Below are 15,404 nucleotides of genomic sequence, written 5' to 3'. Positions count from 1 at the left end.
CAAGGCCGCTTTTGTACTTTACTCAGGGTGATTAATAATTTATTCTAGCCTGTAAAACACTTGAACCTTTTCCTGTCATGGGATTAAAAGTTCCTTTTACTATACCTTTACCACTTGATTTTGAAAACCGTCCATTGCCTCCAATAACTTCAACTTCTGCTTCAAATTCAGTCAAAGTTTCAGAGATAGATGTGGTAATATTCTTGATATTTTTAAACCAAATTGCATTTCCTTTACCATCAGTGGTCAATGAACTTACTTCATCAGGTATCTCAGTGAGTCCTAAACTTGCTAGCTCGTTTGTAAAAAACTGTGTTACTGGTGCATTAATTGTTATAATTCCACCTGTGTTAGGGTCAATAATTGCCAGCTGATTCAGAAAAGAGCTTGCTTTTCCCATTCGATTTGCCATTCCAGTGCCTGTGCCCGGAAAAAAAGCTATCCCTAAAGGATTATCTCCTATATATTCAACACTGAACAATTGATTGGAAAATTCTTCTGAATAATTATATTCTGATCCTTTTCTAAAATTCTCACCTCCTGGAACTACTCCAGTGGACTCATTTGTCAGTAATTCATTAATCACTGGTGTCTCTGCCTCTGACATGCATGAGGAAAGGACAATACTACTTATCAGAACAAGTCCCAATAATTTTAGTTTGATTTGTTTCATAGAATTATTCGGTTGGGGTGATAAAATTTTTTTAATGTTTATTTAATTATTTCAATAATTAACTGTTAAGTGATCTAAGATTGCTTTTCAACAAAAAGCATCTTATTTGTTATTCACACCAATAAAAATGCCAAATAAATTATCCGACAATAAAAATGTTTGCCGAAGAGGCTTTTTCTCTAATTTTCTTGGCAATTTGATATTCCTTGGAATTATACCATTCCAAGGCAATGGCTTTGCTCGGGAACTCCAAAAGTACCAGGCGGTCGAAATTCCACTCACCTTCCATGACTTGAATGGGATTACCCCGGATCACAAACTTCCCTTGGTAGGCTTCTACACTTGCGGGTGTTAATTTTTTGTATTCTTCGTAAAGTTCAGGATCTTGAATATTAACTTCTACTAAAACAAAGGCTGACATAGTGGTGATTATTTTACACCTACTAAGTAGTTAAAAACTTTGAACATGGCAAATCCCGAAATACAAATCCTGCAATTTGGTACAGGAAATTTCCTAAGAGCATTTATTGGTTCAATGGTTCAAGATTTGAATGAATCAGGCAAACAATTGAATGTCTGTCTCATACAATCTACTTCAGGAAATACCATCGCTAAATTAGCCGCTCAAAATTATGAATACCATCTATTGGTTGCGGGTTATAAGGACGGACACAAAATTGAATCAATTCAAAAAATTAATTGCATCAAAGATGGGCTAAGTCTGCCTTTGGAGCAGGAGAAGTTTTTTGAATTTGCACACTCTCCACATCTAAAATGGATTATTTCCAATGTAACAGAAGCCGGAATGGTATGGAAAGAGGAAGGTCCTTTTGAAAAATTTGCGGAATCCTTTGCGGGAAGAATGACCCAGTGGCTATACAGAAGATTTCTGCTAATCCCTGAGGCAGATACTGTAATCTTACCCTGCGAATTACTTCCTCAAAATGGCGAGCTTCTAAAAGGTTTTGTCCTAGGCCACTCTAAAAACTGGAATCTTCCAAAAGAATTCAATTCATGGATAAAAGGAAAAGTTATATTTCTTAATTCATTGGTAGACAGAATTGTACCTGGGTTTCCTTCTCACCTTAATTTACCTTTAAAAGAAAAAGATCCTTTTCTTGTCCAAGCTGAACCCTTTGCACTTTGGGCCATAGAGGGGCCGGCTTCTGTTAGAGTTCATCTCCCCTTTTTGGAAAGTAATTCCGAGGTAATCTTGGAGGAGGATATTTCAGGGTATTCCTTGAGGAAAGTCAGGATACTAAACGCCTCACACACCGCAATGACGGGCCATGGACAGTTATTGAATATCAAAACCGTCGGAGACTGGATAGCAAGCCCGGAGCGAGAAAGTTTCCTTCTGGAAATGATTGCGAAAGAAATCATCCCTAGTCTAAACCTGAATCCAGATGATTTAAAAAAATACGGGAAAGAGGTTATTGATCGATTCAAAAATCCGTTTGTTTCACACAAACTGAGTGATATTTCACTTAACAGTATCTCAAAAGCAAAGAGCCGCATTATCCCCATTCTATTGGATTATCGGGCTTCCTTTGGCTATTACCCTCAAAAACTAAGTTACTGTCTGATTTCACTGCTTCTATTTTACCTCAGGCATCCGGACAAAATCCGAGACAGTAATGACATCGTCTTATGGTTTCAGAATGTTTCAAAAAATCAAACTGAACTGGACAATCTCAAGCTTTCTCTTTCACACTGGTTGCAACTGAATTGGGATGCAGCATTCGATTTAGCTTACACTAAACTGACAGAAGTATAAATTTATCAATGAGTTAATCAAACCCTATACCTGCTGCATATCGTGTTTTTGCATAAGAAATCCTGAGTTTGGAAGCAAGATCATTCAGTGTGACACGAGAGTCAAAAACTGAAACCTCCCGGGCGTTCACCAGAAACAAACTTGATTCTCCCATCTGGAACCTTCGGATTTCTCCGGTAAGCAGGGCTTGGAGACTTTTAACATTTTCAGTGAAAGTAAGCAGTTGGAGATTCAAAGTCCTCCAGTTATTTAGTTCTGCTTCCAGTTTCATCCTCAGCTGGATTTCCTTTAGATCTCTTGAGTTTTGCTTGAAATCAATTTTGGCTTTTGCCAATCCAAACGCTCCTCGGGATTTTCTCCAAAGTAAGGGGGTATATACCGACAGTCCCCATTTGTAATTATTTTCATAGAATGGCGACTCGTCAAACTGCGAAAGAGTTTCACTCAGAAAGTTGTACTTAAGTTTAACTGTAGGAAGCATCTCCTGACCTTTCAGCCGTCGTTCCACATCCAAACTCGCCAACTCAAAGTCCGTGATCAATAATTCGGGATGATTTATGACCAGTGTACGCAATTCTTCAAAATCCGGATAAGAAGTAAACTCTTCGAATAAACTCTCGGGGACAATTCCCGCACCCAAAGTCATCGGATTTCCATCTTCATTCCAGAGAAAGGTATTTAGCTCCTGAGTCGTGGCGAAAAACGAGTTTTCAGTCTCTTGAAGTCGGTATTGACGATTCAATAATTGAGAAAAAGCTTCTACAGTGTCTATTGCTGCAAAATCTCCCTGTTCAAAGCTCCGCTTGACATAATTGAATCGTGAAGCAGCCAGTTCCACCCCCTCTCTCAGCACATTCAAATTCTCATAAGCCAATGCCCACTTCCAATACATGGCTGTGGCAGCAAGGTTTAATTCGTTCAAAAGCCTGACGCGCTCCACCTCACTGGATTGCTGAAAGATTTGTGCCTGACGTAAGGACGCTCTTCTTTGATCCAAAATCAAACCCTGACCTAAGTTTACAGAAGCACCCGCCGCAAGCAATCCATTGGATGGAACAGCGGCCTCAGGGTTTAGAAAATTTCCTGAATTCTGTTCAAATACACCATTTAACTCCACACCCATCCATGTTGGAATACTTATTCCAGCCTCTCTTTTGTCGTAATAAGTTGATTCTTTGAATTGCTTTTTATCAAGATTACCGTAGATCAGAGGATCAAATGCCCCTCTTGCCTGCATTAATTCCATTTGACCAAAGCGAAGATTCAACTCAGCCTGAGAAGACACAGGATGATAAAGACGAACCCACTCCATATACTCCTCAAATTTGAGTTTGAGGGTATCTTGAGCTTTTGCGAACAGCGGCCAAAAAATCACCAATAAAATCAGCGTCAGTTTTTTCATTTTTTGGATGATGCAGCTTGATCTTTTTGTTCTTGAGTATAATAGTCAGCCGGGAAACCATTGAGTTGCCGCCAGATTTCGTACCAAACCGGCACATCATTAAAGAGCGCGATTCCATCAGCTCCGGAACCAATCCTAAGCAAATCAGGCCATGCGTCTTCTTCAGGATCTTCCATCACCAATACCCGATATTGGTTATTTGGACCTGCAAACTGATCAATTGCAATAACCACCCCTCCAAAGGTCCCATTTGAAATCTGTGGCCAACCAGAGAAAACGATAGCTGGCCAGCCATCAAATATGAAACGAACCTTATTCCCTACTTTCACCAGTGGAAGATCCACCGGCTGCACGTACATTTCCACAGCCAACTCGGCATTTGCAGGTACAATATTGACGATTGGATCTCCTTCCTTTATCGTCTCTCCTATCCCCACTTGTATGGCCTTGGCAATGTATCCATCCTGCGGTGCAAGGATGTGTCTGTACCCGGTTCTTCGCTCATAATTCGAATATTGATTTTCAAGCTTTGTAGTGCTTGCTTCGGCATCAAACTGAGAAGACATTGCTGTATACATTTCGGACTCTGCTTTGGCCAATTTATCCTTGAAATCATTGTCTATAGCATCCAGATCAATTCGAGCGGAGATCAGTTCATTTTTACTGCTGAGCAATTTGTTTTCGGAGGAGATCAATTTTGCCTGCACTTCCTGAAACTTCAATTTTCTTGTCTCAAAGTCTGTCAATGATCTCAATCCTTCATCGAATAGATTTTCGGCTCGCTCCAGTTGATATTTACCAATATCAAAATTCACTTTGGCCTGCACCAATTCAATGCTATCAGACTGAACTTTCAGCTCAGCCATCCTGAGTCTGTTTTCTGTTTGCTGAATTCTCAAAATATTATTTCTCCTCAGCGCTCTTATCTGATCATTTAAGGCACTCACCTTGTCTCCATAGGATCTTGCAGAAGATGCTTTTGCATCTACTTGCATCTGTGTTCTGGGGAGTAGTAAGGAATCAAAATATTCGTCTTTGACTTCGGAAATCCTCAAAATTGTATCTCCTTTTGCGACATAATCACCCTCGGCTACATACCAATTTTCAATTCGACCCGCAATGATCGAGTGAATAGTTTGCGGTCTTTGATCAGGCCTAAGTGCAGTGACATATCCTTTGGAGCGGATATTTTGAGTCCAAGGCAGAAATAGCATGATGAAAGCCGAAATCAAAATCCCGGTGAGCAATCTTACTCTTCGCTGATTTTCTTTTAGCGGAAGAGTCATTACCAAACTTTTAGAGCCGCTAAATGGAATTGATTCCTGAATCTTATTAGAAGAAATATTCAACATAGCCTTAAATAGTTAAGTTTTTATAGCCCTCATAGCTTCCATGATAGATAATATTGCCAGAGTCCATAAGGAGTACCTCATCTGCCCGGCTCAGTATTTCATCATCATTGGAAACCATGAGCAAGGTCCAGTTTCCATTAAATAAGTAATCCACAATTTTGGAAAACACATCCTTCTCCACATGAAGAAAAACATTCTCCATGATCAATGCCTTTGGTTTACCTACAAATCCTCTGGCGAGTAGAATTTTCTGTGCCAATGACTTGGAAAGTCCACGACCTCCGGGTTGAAGCATCGCCTCTAAGCCCTCGGGGAGTTTATATAAATAGTCTTTAAGACCCACCAAATCAATGATATACTCCAAGTGTGAAAGATCAAAGTCTCTTCCTACTAGTATATTTTCACGAATGGAACCATGGAAAATCTCCTGAAGCTCCAGAAAATCACCTACCATTCCCCTGTATTTTTCCAGATTAATATATTCGAGGGAGAGATCGTTGACCGCTACAGTTCCTTCAAACTCTTCGTACAACCCTGAAAAAAGTGCCATCAAAGCACTTTTACCGCTTCCGCTTTTTCCTGTCACAACCACTTTCCTACCAGGTTCAATTGATAGGCTAACGTTTTTCAGTATAGGCTCTTCAACATCCTGTGGTTGAAAAACGACATTGGACATACTGTATTTTAATCCTTCGGGTGCAGCTACAATTACTTTTTCTGAGGGGTTGTGATGTTCCAATTCCAAATCCATCACCTGACCGAGCTTTTCTACAGCCACTAAGGTGTCGTATACAGTTTCCAGGGATAGGATTAGTTTCTCGACCGAATTGATCACCAAAACAATGATTACTTCAGCAGCTACAAATTGGCCAATCGAAATCTGATCGTTAATCAATAACAAACTGCCCGCAAACAATAAGCTGGTAACAATAAGAATCTTAAATCCAATCATCACCTTGTATTGGAAAACCAGCACTGAGAAGTGCTTGGCCCTAAATTCTACGTAGCGCTGAATTAATTTGTCTGCCCTCAGAATAGGTAATCTTGTACTGCCAACCAATTTGAAGGAATTCAATGTTCTGGCCACTTCTTCCAGCCAATAAGCAGTGAGGTATTTATAAGAAGACTCTTTCAGGGCCGTTTCCATACCACGTGGCCCGGTGAAATAAAAAATCAAGAATAGAATCCCAAAAAGAACTGCTCCAAAAAGAATAAAAGATGGATGATAAATCGCTAGCAAAAGCAAACCAAAAATCACTTGAAGTAATGCCGCCGAAAAATCAATTAAAATTTTACCAATGCCCTTTTGAAGATTCACAGTATCAAAAAAGCGATTAACTATCTCCGGAGCATACTGTCCATGCATGATCTCCGTCTTCACCTTGGGCAAGCGGTATGCGATAGAAAGCCCTGATTTAGAAAATATACGTTGCTGCAATTTCTCCATAATCTGCAATTGAGAAATCTGCAAAAACCCTCCAAAGGCAACCCCAAGTGCAACGATAACCACCAAAATCACCCAAGAGGTGCTAATCCTTCCACCGAGGATAAAATTCAAAATAGCCTGAATTCCCAAGGGTAAAGAAAGGGTGACCAAGCCATTCAGTACAGCATAGAAATAGATGGCATACACTTGATTTTTTTCCTCCTTGAGCAATCCAAATAATCGCTTCAAAGGAGTCATCACTGAATTACTTTGCATTGGAAATTGCTTTTAATACAAGTTGGTGGAAAAACTGTAGTTGGGCTGATCCATCATGCCTGGCATCTGTCATCCCAGGCAAGTGAATTGAATTAAATGAATGAAGCAAACTGGATTCCATCACGGTAGATACCAAAGTTTTTGGAAATTCATAGGAAGGGTTAATCTCTTTGATGATACTTGATATCCTTTCCCCAAAGCGGTACACTTGAGCAAAAATACCAGACTCATGCTCAACATCCACTGATTTGGTCAAATATCCCTTAATCGATTCATTAATAACAAGTTTTCTAAGGAGTTTCGGATCCAAAAATTCGTTTTCCAGACAGATAGGTCCATCTACCATCAGGCGAATGGCAATTGCCAGCCGTTCAAATGGATCCTTTATGTTAGAAGTGGCAAAAACTAAATTATGCTCCATCCAAGCCCAATACCAAGCATTCAGGTAAAGTAGCAGCATGTGCTTATTTTCAAAATACCTATAAATCGCAGCCTCTGTACTACCGATTTGCTGTGCAAGCTTTTTGAATGTAAACAACTCTATGCCCAATTCCTGAATCATTTGAGTGCCTTCACTTACCAGCAAAGCACCCAAGTCGGAGCTAAAGGGTTCTTTGATATACAGATTGGAATTGACTTCAACCCGCATTTTTTTTAAAATAGATTCCATCCAGCTGAGAAATGTACTGGATGCTAAACGAAAGGGAATTAAAAAAAGTTTGTATTTCTCTTATTTTTGTTAGTAAGATTAACAATTCACCGATTTACTCAGTATTCTTCAATGCTTTTGAAATTAAAATTTCCAGAGGAATAAGTTTTAATGTTTTTTCATTAGTGGCTTCCAAAAAAACAGGAGGGGCACAATTGCTACGATAAGCCTCTAACCAACGAAGTGCGCAAAGGCACCATTTATCACCGGCGCTTAGACCGGGAAATTGATATTCTGGGCGTGGTGTAATAAGATCATTCCCTCTACTTCTCGAAAAAAGCAAAAACTCCTCCGTCATCATCGCGCATACCGTATGCGTACCGGAATCTTCCGGGCCAGTTTCGCAGCATCCATTTCTATAAAATCCTGTCATAGGACTGGTACTACAGGAGATTAGATCCTCTCCAAAAACATTCTTAGACATAAATTTTAGGATATTTAGCGACCCAATAAGCCCAAAAAATGAGAACTGGCTGAATCAAAATTAACCTTACCCAACCTATCCATGCAGGAACACAAAGTCCTCCATCTATACAAGTATTAATCTGAATAAAATACCAATGTGCGGGAATGAAGGCAATCAACATGAACACTATTCCCCAAGCTGCTCTGGATCGAGTAGGGAAATAAAGAATTCCCAAACCCAATAAAACCTCAGCGATCCCTGAAAGCAGATTGATTAAACTGGGATTTGAAAAAAAGGGAGGAATCAAAGGGATATAGAAATCCGGAGTCAAAAAGTGATTGATCCCAGCGATAAAGTAAAAATACCCCATTCCTCTGATTAAGATTTTTTTTAAAAGACTTACTTTTTCCATCTATCTATTTAGGAGAATTTGCCGGTTATACAAGAACTGACAAGTGGGCAATGAAGTTTTTTTTTTACGGAAATTGATCAAGCCATCGGATTAATGATGATCAGATAGAGAACGCCTATTATCGCTCCCGGTATTTCAATTTGCCCAATCCGTACAAGTACAAAACTTTTGAATATCTCAACATGAGGGGAAGTAATAAGATATTCAGAACAACGACAAGACTGAGGTACATCCAAAGCTTAGGCACATCTACCAGCACATTGATAGCAGTAAGGGAGGTAATGACCAATGCCACTGAAAATGCATAACTGATGTACATTGCCCCATAATAAAAGTCGGGCTCGGGATTAAGGTTTGCACCACAGACTTTGCAGTTTTTATTAATGTCAGAAAGCTTACGGTAGCTAAGTATACTTACCGAAAAAAGCTTTCCTTCCCGACATTGGGGACAATTCGCACTGGCAATGGCGAATCCAAGGCTTTTAGACATGTTTTTGTTGCTAATTTATTTTGTAAGGATTCAATAATATGTGACCAAAGTTACCTCTTCATTTTGAAGGTTTAACTTTTTTTCAAAAACTCGGGAGGATTCTTTTCGTACTTTTGGGCATGGAAAAAAGAAAAGCAAAATCATTGATCGGCGACATGCGAACGAGCAGCTGGTCCAGGTTTTTACTTTTTCTACTCGTGGCCAACTTCATAAATCTCTCTGCTAATTTTTACGAAGGAAATATTTCAATCACTAAAGGAATGAAAATGGATGATCCCATCGACACCCTCACAGAGTTGATCTTTGAATGGGTCCTGGATGGCAGCGAAGATCTGATTCCCGATAATGGCACTCAACAGGATGACAATTCACTCAAAAAAATCAAACTGGCCTTGATTGAAATACCGGGGATCAAACTTTTTTCTTCTCTGACACTCAAAGAGAGATTCCAGTTTTTTGTTTCGCAAAATATCAGTTCAAGCTATTCTGCATCTGATACCCCGCCTCCCGATCGTTGCTGATTTTTCGGAATTTCATCCAAAAGCAACAATCAACTTAATTTACCATGAAAAAAATACTATTCCTTGCCCTATTTGGGTTTGGAAGCTTCTGTGTTTCGGCTCAAGAAGAAATTGATACGCTTAAAGTACAAAGGCAAATACTTGACAGCCTTTTCATTGAAGAAGTCGAAAAACCAAAAACTTCCCTAAAACCGAAGGTGCTTCATGCGGAACCGCTTTACATTGATCTTATCAGGGACTTAGGCGCGAGAAAAGGCGAAAAAGAGTGGAACGTGGGCTTTGGGATGCAGGACAAGCGTCGCTATGACGAATTTCATGCTCTCATCGAATACGAATGGGCGCCAATCGACCGTTTGGGTCTGGAAGTAGAATTGCCTGTAAGTCTCTATTCATTCAGAAATGGGAATTCCGAAGGTGCGGTCCCTGCAAATAAGCTGGAATCTATCAAGGTCGCAGGACAATACACTTTCTTGGTTTCCGAGAGGCGAAACACCTCTCTTGCCGTAGGATATATCCATGAATTTGCGTTAGTGGATTTTGAAAAAATGGGGGAAATGAATGCCTTCAAAGGAAATTTGTTCAACCCCTTCTTTGTTGCCGCAAAGCGATGGGGAAGCAATTACCATACCTTGATTTACACCGGTCCAAGGATTGAAAAAGGGTATGGAAAGCAGGCCGAAGTTGGATTTGAGGCAAATTACAACTTACACTACATGGTTTCCGGTACACGAAATTTTATTGGGTTGGAATTGAATCAGGAATTCGTGAATGGAAAATCAATTGCAACACTTAGACCTCAAATGCGCCTTGGTCTGGCGGAAAATCTGATGATAGGAATTGTATCTACCATTCCTATTGCTCAACCAGACGCAGGTTTAGGATCTTTCGTCAGAATCATTTACGAACCAGGATTCAAAGCGATGCATTAATCTTAAATCAAAAAAAGGGGCATTTTATGCCCCTTTTTTTATCTAAATTCTTCCAGATCGTAGTCTTTCCCTCTACCCCATTGGAGGAGTTCATGGATCGTGTAGTATTCCAAGGTATCAAGATCCTTGATCTTGAAATTGTCTCCAGCAAGTCGATCCACTATCTGAATCGTACGGATTTCGCCCTGATTGACAAACCTGTAAACTCTACCTACCCGAAGGTTGTCCAGTGCGATTGGCATTTTATGCTTTGTCTTTGATTAATACACCTGTGGCCTCAAAGGTGATTTCACGCTTTGGTGCTGTAATGGCATCCACCTCTTCTTTTGATTTTCCCTGATCTTCGGCAAAATGTTTTAATGTCTCAACATCTGTTTCAGTCAGAGTTGCAACACCCTCAAGAATTATAGGAAACCCCTGTGAATTGGTCGGAATGAAAAATCCATAATCTTTAAATGTAACCCGCATCGGTTCGCCATTTGCCAAATCCATCGTAAACCAGCAACCTTTCTTGGTGCAGACTTCTTTAATCTCTCCTGATATCTTTCCTGTAAAAGTTCCGGAGGCCTCCACCACTGTAACCATCTCGGCAGTGCCAATAACACTATTATCGGCTAGATCTGCACCGTACCCACCAGGCACCACTTCCACTTCTCCGACAGGTTCAGCTTTAATGGTAGTTTCGACTTTCACAGATTCTGCAGGTTTTTGGCAGGAAAAAGAAAGCATTACAAGGCTTAGGGCAGATAGTAAGATTGATTTTTTCATAGAAATTTGAATTTATCCTCAAAAATAGCCCAAAAGCTCCATCAAGAAAACCGATTTTCAATTTATTCAGCAAATTCCCACAGAGTCATAAAAATGAGGGATAGCTCTCGTTTTTTTTGAGATTTTCGAATGTATCAAAAGAAAACAAACATTTTTTTCAATAAACCTTCCGATTCTTTAGCATTGCTGTAATTTTGTTCAAGTTTAGAAATACGACCCTGCACTCATGCCTCAAACCAAAAAGTTCATCATTGATTTTGACAGTACCTTTACCCAAGTGGAAGCCTTGGATATTCTTGGGGAAATCAGCCTGATCAACGACCCCGAAAAAGCGCAAAAACTCCAATCAATCAAGGATATCACAGACCAGGGAATGGAGGGTTCCATTACCTTTAGGGAAAGCTTGGAACTCCGCTTGGAAATACTGAAAGCAAGCAAAACTCAGATCACGGATCTAATAGCTGCGCTGAAACAGAAAGTTTCAAAATCCTTTGAACGTAACAAAGAGTGGCTTCGCGAAAACGCTAAGGACATCTATATCATTTCCAATGGATTTAAGGACTTCATCCTTCCGATAGTTTCTGAATATGGCATATTAAACGAGAATGTTTTTGCCAATGAATTTGTCTACGATGAATCCGGGAATATTGTAGACTTCAACCGGGAAAATCCTCTCTCCAAAAACAATGGAAAAGCGGAAACCATTAAAAACTTAAATCTTGAGGGGGACATTTATGTCATCGGTGATGGATATACCGATTATGAAATCAAAGCATCGGGCCTTGCCAACAAGTTTTATGCATTTACAGAAAACGTTCACCGTCCAAAAGTAGTTAGTCAGGCGGATCATATTGCTCCTAGTTTTGACGAAATCCTTTACATCAATAAGTTGAATACGAAATTTTCTTACCCAAAAAGTCGCATTAAAGTTCTACTACTTGAGAATGTACATCCAATAGGAATACAAATTCTTCAAGATGAAGGATATGAGGTTGAGGTTATCTCCAGTGCCCTCAGTGAAGAGGAACTGTGTGAGAAAATCAAAACGGTCTCTATTTTGGGAATCCGGTCAAAAACCAACGTGACCAAGAAGGTGCTGGAAAATGCCAATCGGCTTTTGGCTATCGGAGCTTTCTGTATCGGAACAAACCAGATAGATTTAGAAACCTGTCAGGAAAAAGGAATTGTGGTTTTCAACGCTCCTTTCTCCAATACACGTTCTGTGGTCGAAATGGCTATTGCAGAAATTATTTTTCTAATGCGCCGCTTTCAGGATAAATCTGTCGGAATGCATCAAGGAAATTGGGACAAATCAGCTACCGGTTCTTTTGAAATAAGAGGCAAAAAACTCGGAATCGTCGGTTATGGAAATATCGGCGCACAGCTTTCTGTCTTGGCGGAAAACATGGGCATGAACGTTTTCTATTACGATGTAATTGAAAAGCTTGCCTTGGGAAATGCCACAAAAGTTGATTCCTTGGATGAGTTGCTCGCTACCTGTGATATGACCTCCCTTCATGTCGATGGACGAAAAGACAACAATCGTCTGATTGATGGGGAAAAGATCAGAAAAATGAAACCAGGTGCCATTTTAGTAAACCTGAGCCGTGGACATGTGGTGGATATTCCAGCTTTGCGGGACGCGATACTCTCCGGTCATTTGGCAGGATGTGCTGTCGATGTGTTCCCAGAAGAACCAAAAAACAATAAGGAGTCATTTGAATCTGAGTTGAAGGGGTTGCCAAACACCATTTTGACACCCCACATTGGCGGTAGCACCTTGGAGGCACAGGAAAATATTGCACGGTTTGTTCCCGGCAAAATCATGGAGTACATCAATACAGGCAACACTTACAATTCAGTAAACTTCCCGAATATCCAATTGCCTTTCTTGAAAAATGCACACCGCTTGATTCACATTCACCATAATGAGCCCGGTGTTTTGGCTAAAATCAACCAGGTACTTGCCAACTTCAATATCAATATCGTGGGCCAATATCTCAAAACAAATGAGAAAATCGGATATGTAATTACAGATATCGATAAGGTGTACGAAGCTGAGGCTATCGAAACTTTGAAGACGATTCCTGGAACGATAAGATTCAGGACGTTATATTGATTTTATTTCAGCTAAAAACGACAAAAGCCCCGAAAATTCGGGGCTTTTGGTGTTTTATCAATTTTCGTAGAGCTCTTTGTAGTATTGCTGATACGCTCCCGAGGTCACGTGTTCCAGCCATTCTTCATTGGCAAGGTACCAATCAATGGTTAGTTCAATTCCTTCTTCGAATTGCAAACTGGGATCCCAACCCAGTTCTTTTTGGATTTTAGTCGCATCGATGGCATAGCGGAGATCGTGGCCAGCCCTATCCTGGACGAAAGTGATCAGCTTTTCGGAGCTTCCAGCTTCGCGGCCTAGCTTTTGATCCATCTTTTGACAAAGTAAGCGCACGATGTCAATATTTTTCCATTCGTTGAAGCCACCGATATTATAGGTTTCACCCGGTTTCCCCCGATGAAAAACCGTGTCAATTGCCCTAGCGTGATCCTTTACAAACAACCAATCGCGCACATTTTCACCTTTCCCATAAACGGGAAGCGGTTTTGAGTTTTTGATGTTGTTAATGCAAAGCGGGATCAGCTTTTCAGGAAAATGGTTTGGCCCGTAGTTATTGGAACAGTTGGAGACCACGGTTTTCATTTTGTAGGTATTTGCATAAGCCCGTACAAAATGATCTGAAGCAGCCTTGGAAGCGGAATAGGGCGACTGGGGATCGTAGGCTGTAGTTTCCAAAAAGAACCCACCATCATGCAGCGAACCATAGACTTCATCTGTGGAAACATGATAAAATAAATGCTGATCCAGTTCTCCAACCCACGCTTTTTTGGCCGCATTGAGTAAGTTTACTGTCCCAAAAACATTGGTTTTGACAAAAGCCATAGGGTCTGAGATGGATCGATCCACGTGAGATTCTGCGGCCAAGTGGATTACGTCAGAGATCTGATGCTTCGCAAAAATCAAATCGAGCGCATCAGCATCTTGAATATCTACTTTTTCGAAATTATAGTTGGGGGCATTTTCAACCTCTTTTAGGTTTTCCAAGTTACCTGCATACGTCAGCGCATCCAGATTAACAATTTTATATTCTGAATACTTGGTCACAAAAAGACGCACCACATGGCAACCGATAAATCCGGCACCTCCTGTGATCAGGATTGATTTTGACATAAATTTTATTTTTTATAATACGCTAAATACCAATCTGTAAAGGCCTTTACTCCTTCTTCAATTGGAGTAGCAGGCTTATAACCTGTATCCCGTACCAAATCAGTCACATCAGCGTGAGATGCTGGTACATCGCCAGGTTGCAAAGGCAATAGTTCCATTTTGGCAGTTTTCCCAAGTCCCTTCTCCACAGCTTTGATGTAATCAATCAACAAAACGGGATCAGAGTTACCGATGTTATACACTTTATATGGTGCTTTGGAACTACCCGGATCAGGATTTTGAGGATCAAAATCAGCATTTGGGCCTGCAGGTCGATCAGCAACTTTAAGCACTCCTTCTACGATGTCATCGATGAAAGTAAAATCCCGCTTCATATTTCCATAATTGAAAACCTGAATAGGTTCGCCTTTCAAGATCGCCTCAGTAAATAAAAATAAAGCCATATCCGGTCTTCCCCAAGGGCCATAAACAGTAAAAAAGCGCAAGCCTGTTGTCGGAATTCCAAATAGATGGCTGTACGTATGGGCCATCAATTCGTTGGCCTTCTTGGATGCCGCATAGAGCGAGATCGGATGGTCAACAGTATCTGAGGTAGAAAAAGGCATTTTCTCATTTGATCCATACACCGAACTTGAGCTGGCATAGACTAAATGCTTTACCGCGTGAAATCTGCATCCCTCCAAAATATTGAGAAATGCCATGATATTGGACTCAATGTACACTTCCGGATGAGACAAAGAATGCCTAACTCCTGCCTGTGCTGCCAAATGAATGACCACATCAAATTTTTCCTGTTCGAAAAGTGCCATCAAAGGCTCTTTTTGTGCTAAATCCAGTTGGATAAACCGATAGGTTTTTTGGGTAGTTGACTGTACCAATTTTCCTCTTACAATTTCAGACTTTGGAATTCCCCGGTATTCAAGTCGGGAATATTTTAGATTGACGTCATAATAGTCATTGATAATATCCAGTCCGACAACTTCGTCTCCGCGATCGATTAATTTTTGTGCAACATGAAATCCAATAAATCCGGC

General features: G+C 40.4%; 17 protein-coding genes. 4 read left to right on the top strand and 13 right to left on the bottom strand.

What is annotated here, in order from left to right; translation table 11 throughout:
- Nucleotides 1-31: 31 nt before the first annotated feature.
- Nucleotides 32-673 (bottom strand): hypothetical protein, encoded by a 642-nt coding sequence (locus tag Q8M62_RS20220; protein WP_304901790.1) that lies wholly within the window; start codon nt 671-673, stop codon nt 32-34.
- Nucleotides 674-812: 139 nt separating this feature from the next.
- Entirely contained in the window at nt 813-1,094 is a 282-nt protein-coding gene (locus Q8M62_RS20215; protein ID WP_304901789.1) for a DUF1330 domain-containing protein, read from the bottom strand.
- A gap of 45 nt (nt 1,095-1,139) precedes the next feature.
- Here Q8M62_RS20215 and Q8M62_RS20210 point away from each other — a divergent pair, with 45 nt between their 5' ends.
- Complete coding sequence (locus tag Q8M62_RS20210) at nt 1,140-2,450, top strand: tagaturonate reductase (protein WP_304901788.1); 1,311 nt, start codon at nt 1,140-1,142, stop codon at nt 2,448-2,450.
- A gap of 13 nt (nt 2,451-2,463) precedes the next feature.
- Here Q8M62_RS20210 and Q8M62_RS20205 read toward each other — a convergent pair whose 3' ends face one another.
- From Q8M62_RS20205 to Q8M62_RS20175, 7 genes are all read right to left on the bottom strand, one after another.
- Nucleotides 2,464-3,852, bottom strand: a complete 1,389-nt coding sequence (locus Q8M62_RS20205; protein WP_304901787.1) for a TolC family protein — start codon at nt 3,850-3,852, stop codon at nt 2,464-2,466.
- The gene (locus tag Q8M62_RS20200) at nt 3,849-5,204 is read right to left on the bottom strand and encodes an HlyD family secretion protein (protein WP_305668244.1); all 1,356 of its coding nucleotides are present in this window, start codon (nt 5,202-5,204) and stop codon (nt 3,849-3,851) included. Before Q8M62_RS20200 ends, Q8M62_RS20205 begins: the two co-directional genes overlap by 4 nt.
- A gap of 4 nt (nt 5,205-5,208) precedes the next feature.
- Nucleotides 5,209-6,906, bottom strand: coding sequence for a peptidase domain-containing ABC transporter (locus tag Q8M62_RS20195; RefSeq protein WP_304901383.1), 1,698 nt, complete (start codon nt 6,904-6,906; stop codon nt 5,209-5,211).
- Nucleotides 6,896-7,576, bottom strand: a complete 681-nt coding sequence (locus tag Q8M62_RS20190; RefSeq protein ID WP_304901384.1) for a TetR/AcrR family transcriptional regulator — start codon at nt 7,574-7,576, stop codon at nt 6,896-6,898. The genes Q8M62_RS20195 and Q8M62_RS20190 overlap by 11 nt, the downstream gene beginning before the upstream one ends.
- Nucleotides 7,577-7,670: 94 nt before the next feature.
- Nucleotides 7,671-8,039: a DUF2237 family protein gene (locus Q8M62_RS20185; protein WP_304901385.1), complete on the bottom strand. Its 369-nt coding sequence runs from the start codon at nt 8,037-8,039 to the stop codon at nt 7,671-7,673.
- Nucleotides 8,032-8,433, bottom strand: coding sequence for a hypothetical protein (locus tag Q8M62_RS20180; RefSeq protein WP_304901386.1), 402 nt, complete (start codon nt 8,431-8,433; stop codon nt 8,032-8,034). Before Q8M62_RS20180 ends, Q8M62_RS20185 begins: the two co-directional genes overlap by 8 nt.
- 118 nt (nt 8,434-8,551) lie before the next feature.
- Nucleotides 8,552-8,923, bottom strand: a complete 372-nt coding sequence (locus tag Q8M62_RS20175) for a DUF983 domain-containing protein (protein ID WP_304901387.1) — start codon at nt 8,921-8,923, stop codon at nt 8,552-8,554.
- A 119-nt stretch (nt 8,924-9,042) separates the two neighbouring features.
- Here Q8M62_RS20175 and Q8M62_RS20170 point away from each other — a divergent pair, with 119 nt between their 5' ends.
- The gene (locus tag Q8M62_RS20170; protein WP_304901388.1) at nt 9,043-9,444 is read left to right on the top strand and encodes a hypothetical protein; all 402 of its coding nucleotides are present in this window, start codon (nt 9,043-9,045) and stop codon (nt 9,442-9,444) included.
- Between the two features lie 44 nt (nt 9,445-9,488).
- Nucleotides 9,489-10,373 (top strand): HAEPLYID family protein, encoded by an 885-nt coding sequence (locus Q8M62_RS20165; RefSeq protein ID WP_304901389.1) that lies wholly within the window; start codon nt 9,489-9,491, stop codon nt 10,371-10,373.
- Between the two features lie 38 nt (nt 10,374-10,411).
- Here the strand turns inward: Q8M62_RS20165 and Q8M62_RS20160 are convergent, their stop codons facing one another.
- Together Q8M62_RS20160 and Q8M62_RS20155 are read right to left on the bottom strand one after the other, a co-directional pair.
- Nucleotides 10,412-10,615, bottom strand: a complete 204-nt coding sequence (locus Q8M62_RS20160; RefSeq protein ID WP_092728667.1) for a hypothetical protein — start codon at nt 10,613-10,615, stop codon at nt 10,412-10,414.
- Between the two features lies 1 nt (nt 10,616).
- Nucleotides 10,617-11,141: a DUF4920 domain-containing protein gene (locus tag Q8M62_RS20155; protein WP_304901390.1), complete on the bottom strand. Its 525-nt coding sequence runs from the start codon at nt 11,139-11,141 to the stop codon at nt 10,617-10,619.
- A gap of 226 nt (nt 11,142-11,367) precedes the next feature.
- Here Q8M62_RS20155 and serA point away from each other — a divergent pair, with 226 nt between their 5' ends.
- Nucleotides 11,368-13,260: a phosphoglycerate dehydrogenase gene (serA, locus tag Q8M62_RS20150; RefSeq protein ID WP_304901391.1), complete on the top strand. Its 1,893-nt coding sequence runs from the start codon at nt 11,368-11,370 to the stop codon at nt 13,258-13,260.
- 57 nt (nt 13,261-13,317) lie between these two features.
- Here serA and rfbB read toward each other — a convergent pair whose 3' ends face one another.
- Nucleotides 13,318-14,370 (bottom strand): dTDP-glucose 4,6-dehydratase, encoded by a 1,053-nt coding sequence (gene rfbB, locus Q8M62_RS20145; RefSeq protein WP_304901392.1) that lies wholly within the window; start codon nt 14,368-14,370, stop codon nt 13,318-13,320.
- Between the two features lie 5 nt (nt 14,371-14,375).
- Nucleotides 14,376-15,404 (bottom strand): NAD-dependent epimerase (locus tag Q8M62_RS20140; protein WP_305668243.1); only part of this gene is annotated, 1,029 nt, incomplete at its 5' end.

The organism is Algoriphagus sp., assembly GCF_030694375.1.
Taxonomy (GTDB): domain Bacteria; phylum Bacteroidota; class Bacteroidia; order Cytophagales; family Cyclobacteriaceae; genus Algoriphagus.
The sequence above is the reverse complement of the archived record's forward strand: the minus strand, read 5'-3'. Positions and strand labels throughout refer to the sequence as shown.

What these genes read in the sequence shown, in the direction of transcription:
- Q8M62_RS20200 (WP_305668244.1), bottom strand. Translation starts at nt 5,204, where the DNA reads ATGTTGAATATTTCTTCTAATAAGATTCAGGAATCAATTCCATTTAGC.
- Q8M62_RS20155 (WP_304901390.1), bottom strand. Translation starts at nt 11,141, where the DNA reads ATGAAAAAATCAATCTTACTATCTGCCCTAAGCCTTGTAATGCTTTCT.
- Q8M62_RS20175 (WP_304901387.1), bottom strand. Translation starts at nt 8,923, where the DNA reads ATGTCTAAAAGCCTTGGATTCGCCATTGCCAGTGCGAATTGTCCCCAA.
- Q8M62_RS20165 (WP_304901389.1), top strand. Translation starts at nt 9,489, where the DNA reads ATGAAAAAAATACTATTCCTTGCCCTATTTGGGTTTGGAAGCTTCTGT.
- Q8M62_RS20220 (WP_304901790.1), bottom strand. Translation starts at nt 673, where the DNA reads ATGAAACAAATCAAACTAAAATTATTGGGACTTGTTCTGATAAGTAGT.
- rfbB (WP_304901392.1), bottom strand. Translation starts at nt 14,370, where the DNA reads ATGTCAAAATCAATCCTGATCACAGGAGGTGCCGGATTTATCGGTTGC.
- Q8M62_RS20210 (WP_304901788.1), top strand. Translation starts at nt 1,140, where the DNA reads ATGGCAAATCCCGAAATACAAATCCTGCAATTTGGTACAGGAAATTTC.
- Q8M62_RS20195 (WP_304901383.1), bottom strand. Translation starts at nt 6,906, where the DNA reads ATGCAAAGTAATTCAGTGATGACTCCTTTGAAGCGATTATTTGGATTG.
- serA (WP_304901391.1), top strand. Translation starts at nt 11,368, where the DNA reads ATGCCTCAAACCAAAAAGTTCATCATTGATTTTGACAGTACCTTTACC.
- Q8M62_RS20180 (WP_304901386.1), bottom strand. Translation starts at nt 8,433, where the DNA reads ATGGAAAAAGTAAGTCTTTTAAAAAAAATCTTAATCAGAGGAATGGGG.
- Q8M62_RS20205 (WP_304901787.1), bottom strand. Translation starts at nt 3,852, where the DNA reads ATGAAAAAACTGACGCTGATTTTATTGGTGATTTTTTGGCCGCTGTTC.
- Q8M62_RS20185 (WP_304901385.1), bottom strand. Translation starts at nt 8,039, where the DNA reads ATGTCTAAGAATGTTTTTGGAGAGGATCTAATCTCCTGTAGTACCAGT.
- Q8M62_RS20215 (WP_304901789.1), bottom strand. Translation starts at nt 1,094, where the DNA reads ATGTCAGCCTTTGTTTTAGTAGAAGTTAATATTCAAGATCCTGAACTT.
- Q8M62_RS20190 (WP_304901384.1), bottom strand. Translation starts at nt 7,576, where the DNA reads ATGGAATCTATTTTAAAAAAAATGCGGGTTGAAGTCAATTCCAATCTG.
- Q8M62_RS20160 (WP_092728667.1), bottom strand. Translation starts at nt 10,615, where the DNA reads ATGCCAATCGCACTGGACAACCTTCGGGTAGGTAGAGTTTACAGGTTT.
- Q8M62_RS20170 (WP_304901388.1), top strand. Translation starts at nt 9,043, where the DNA reads ATGGAAAAAAGAAAAGCAAAATCATTGATCGGCGACATGCGAACGAGC.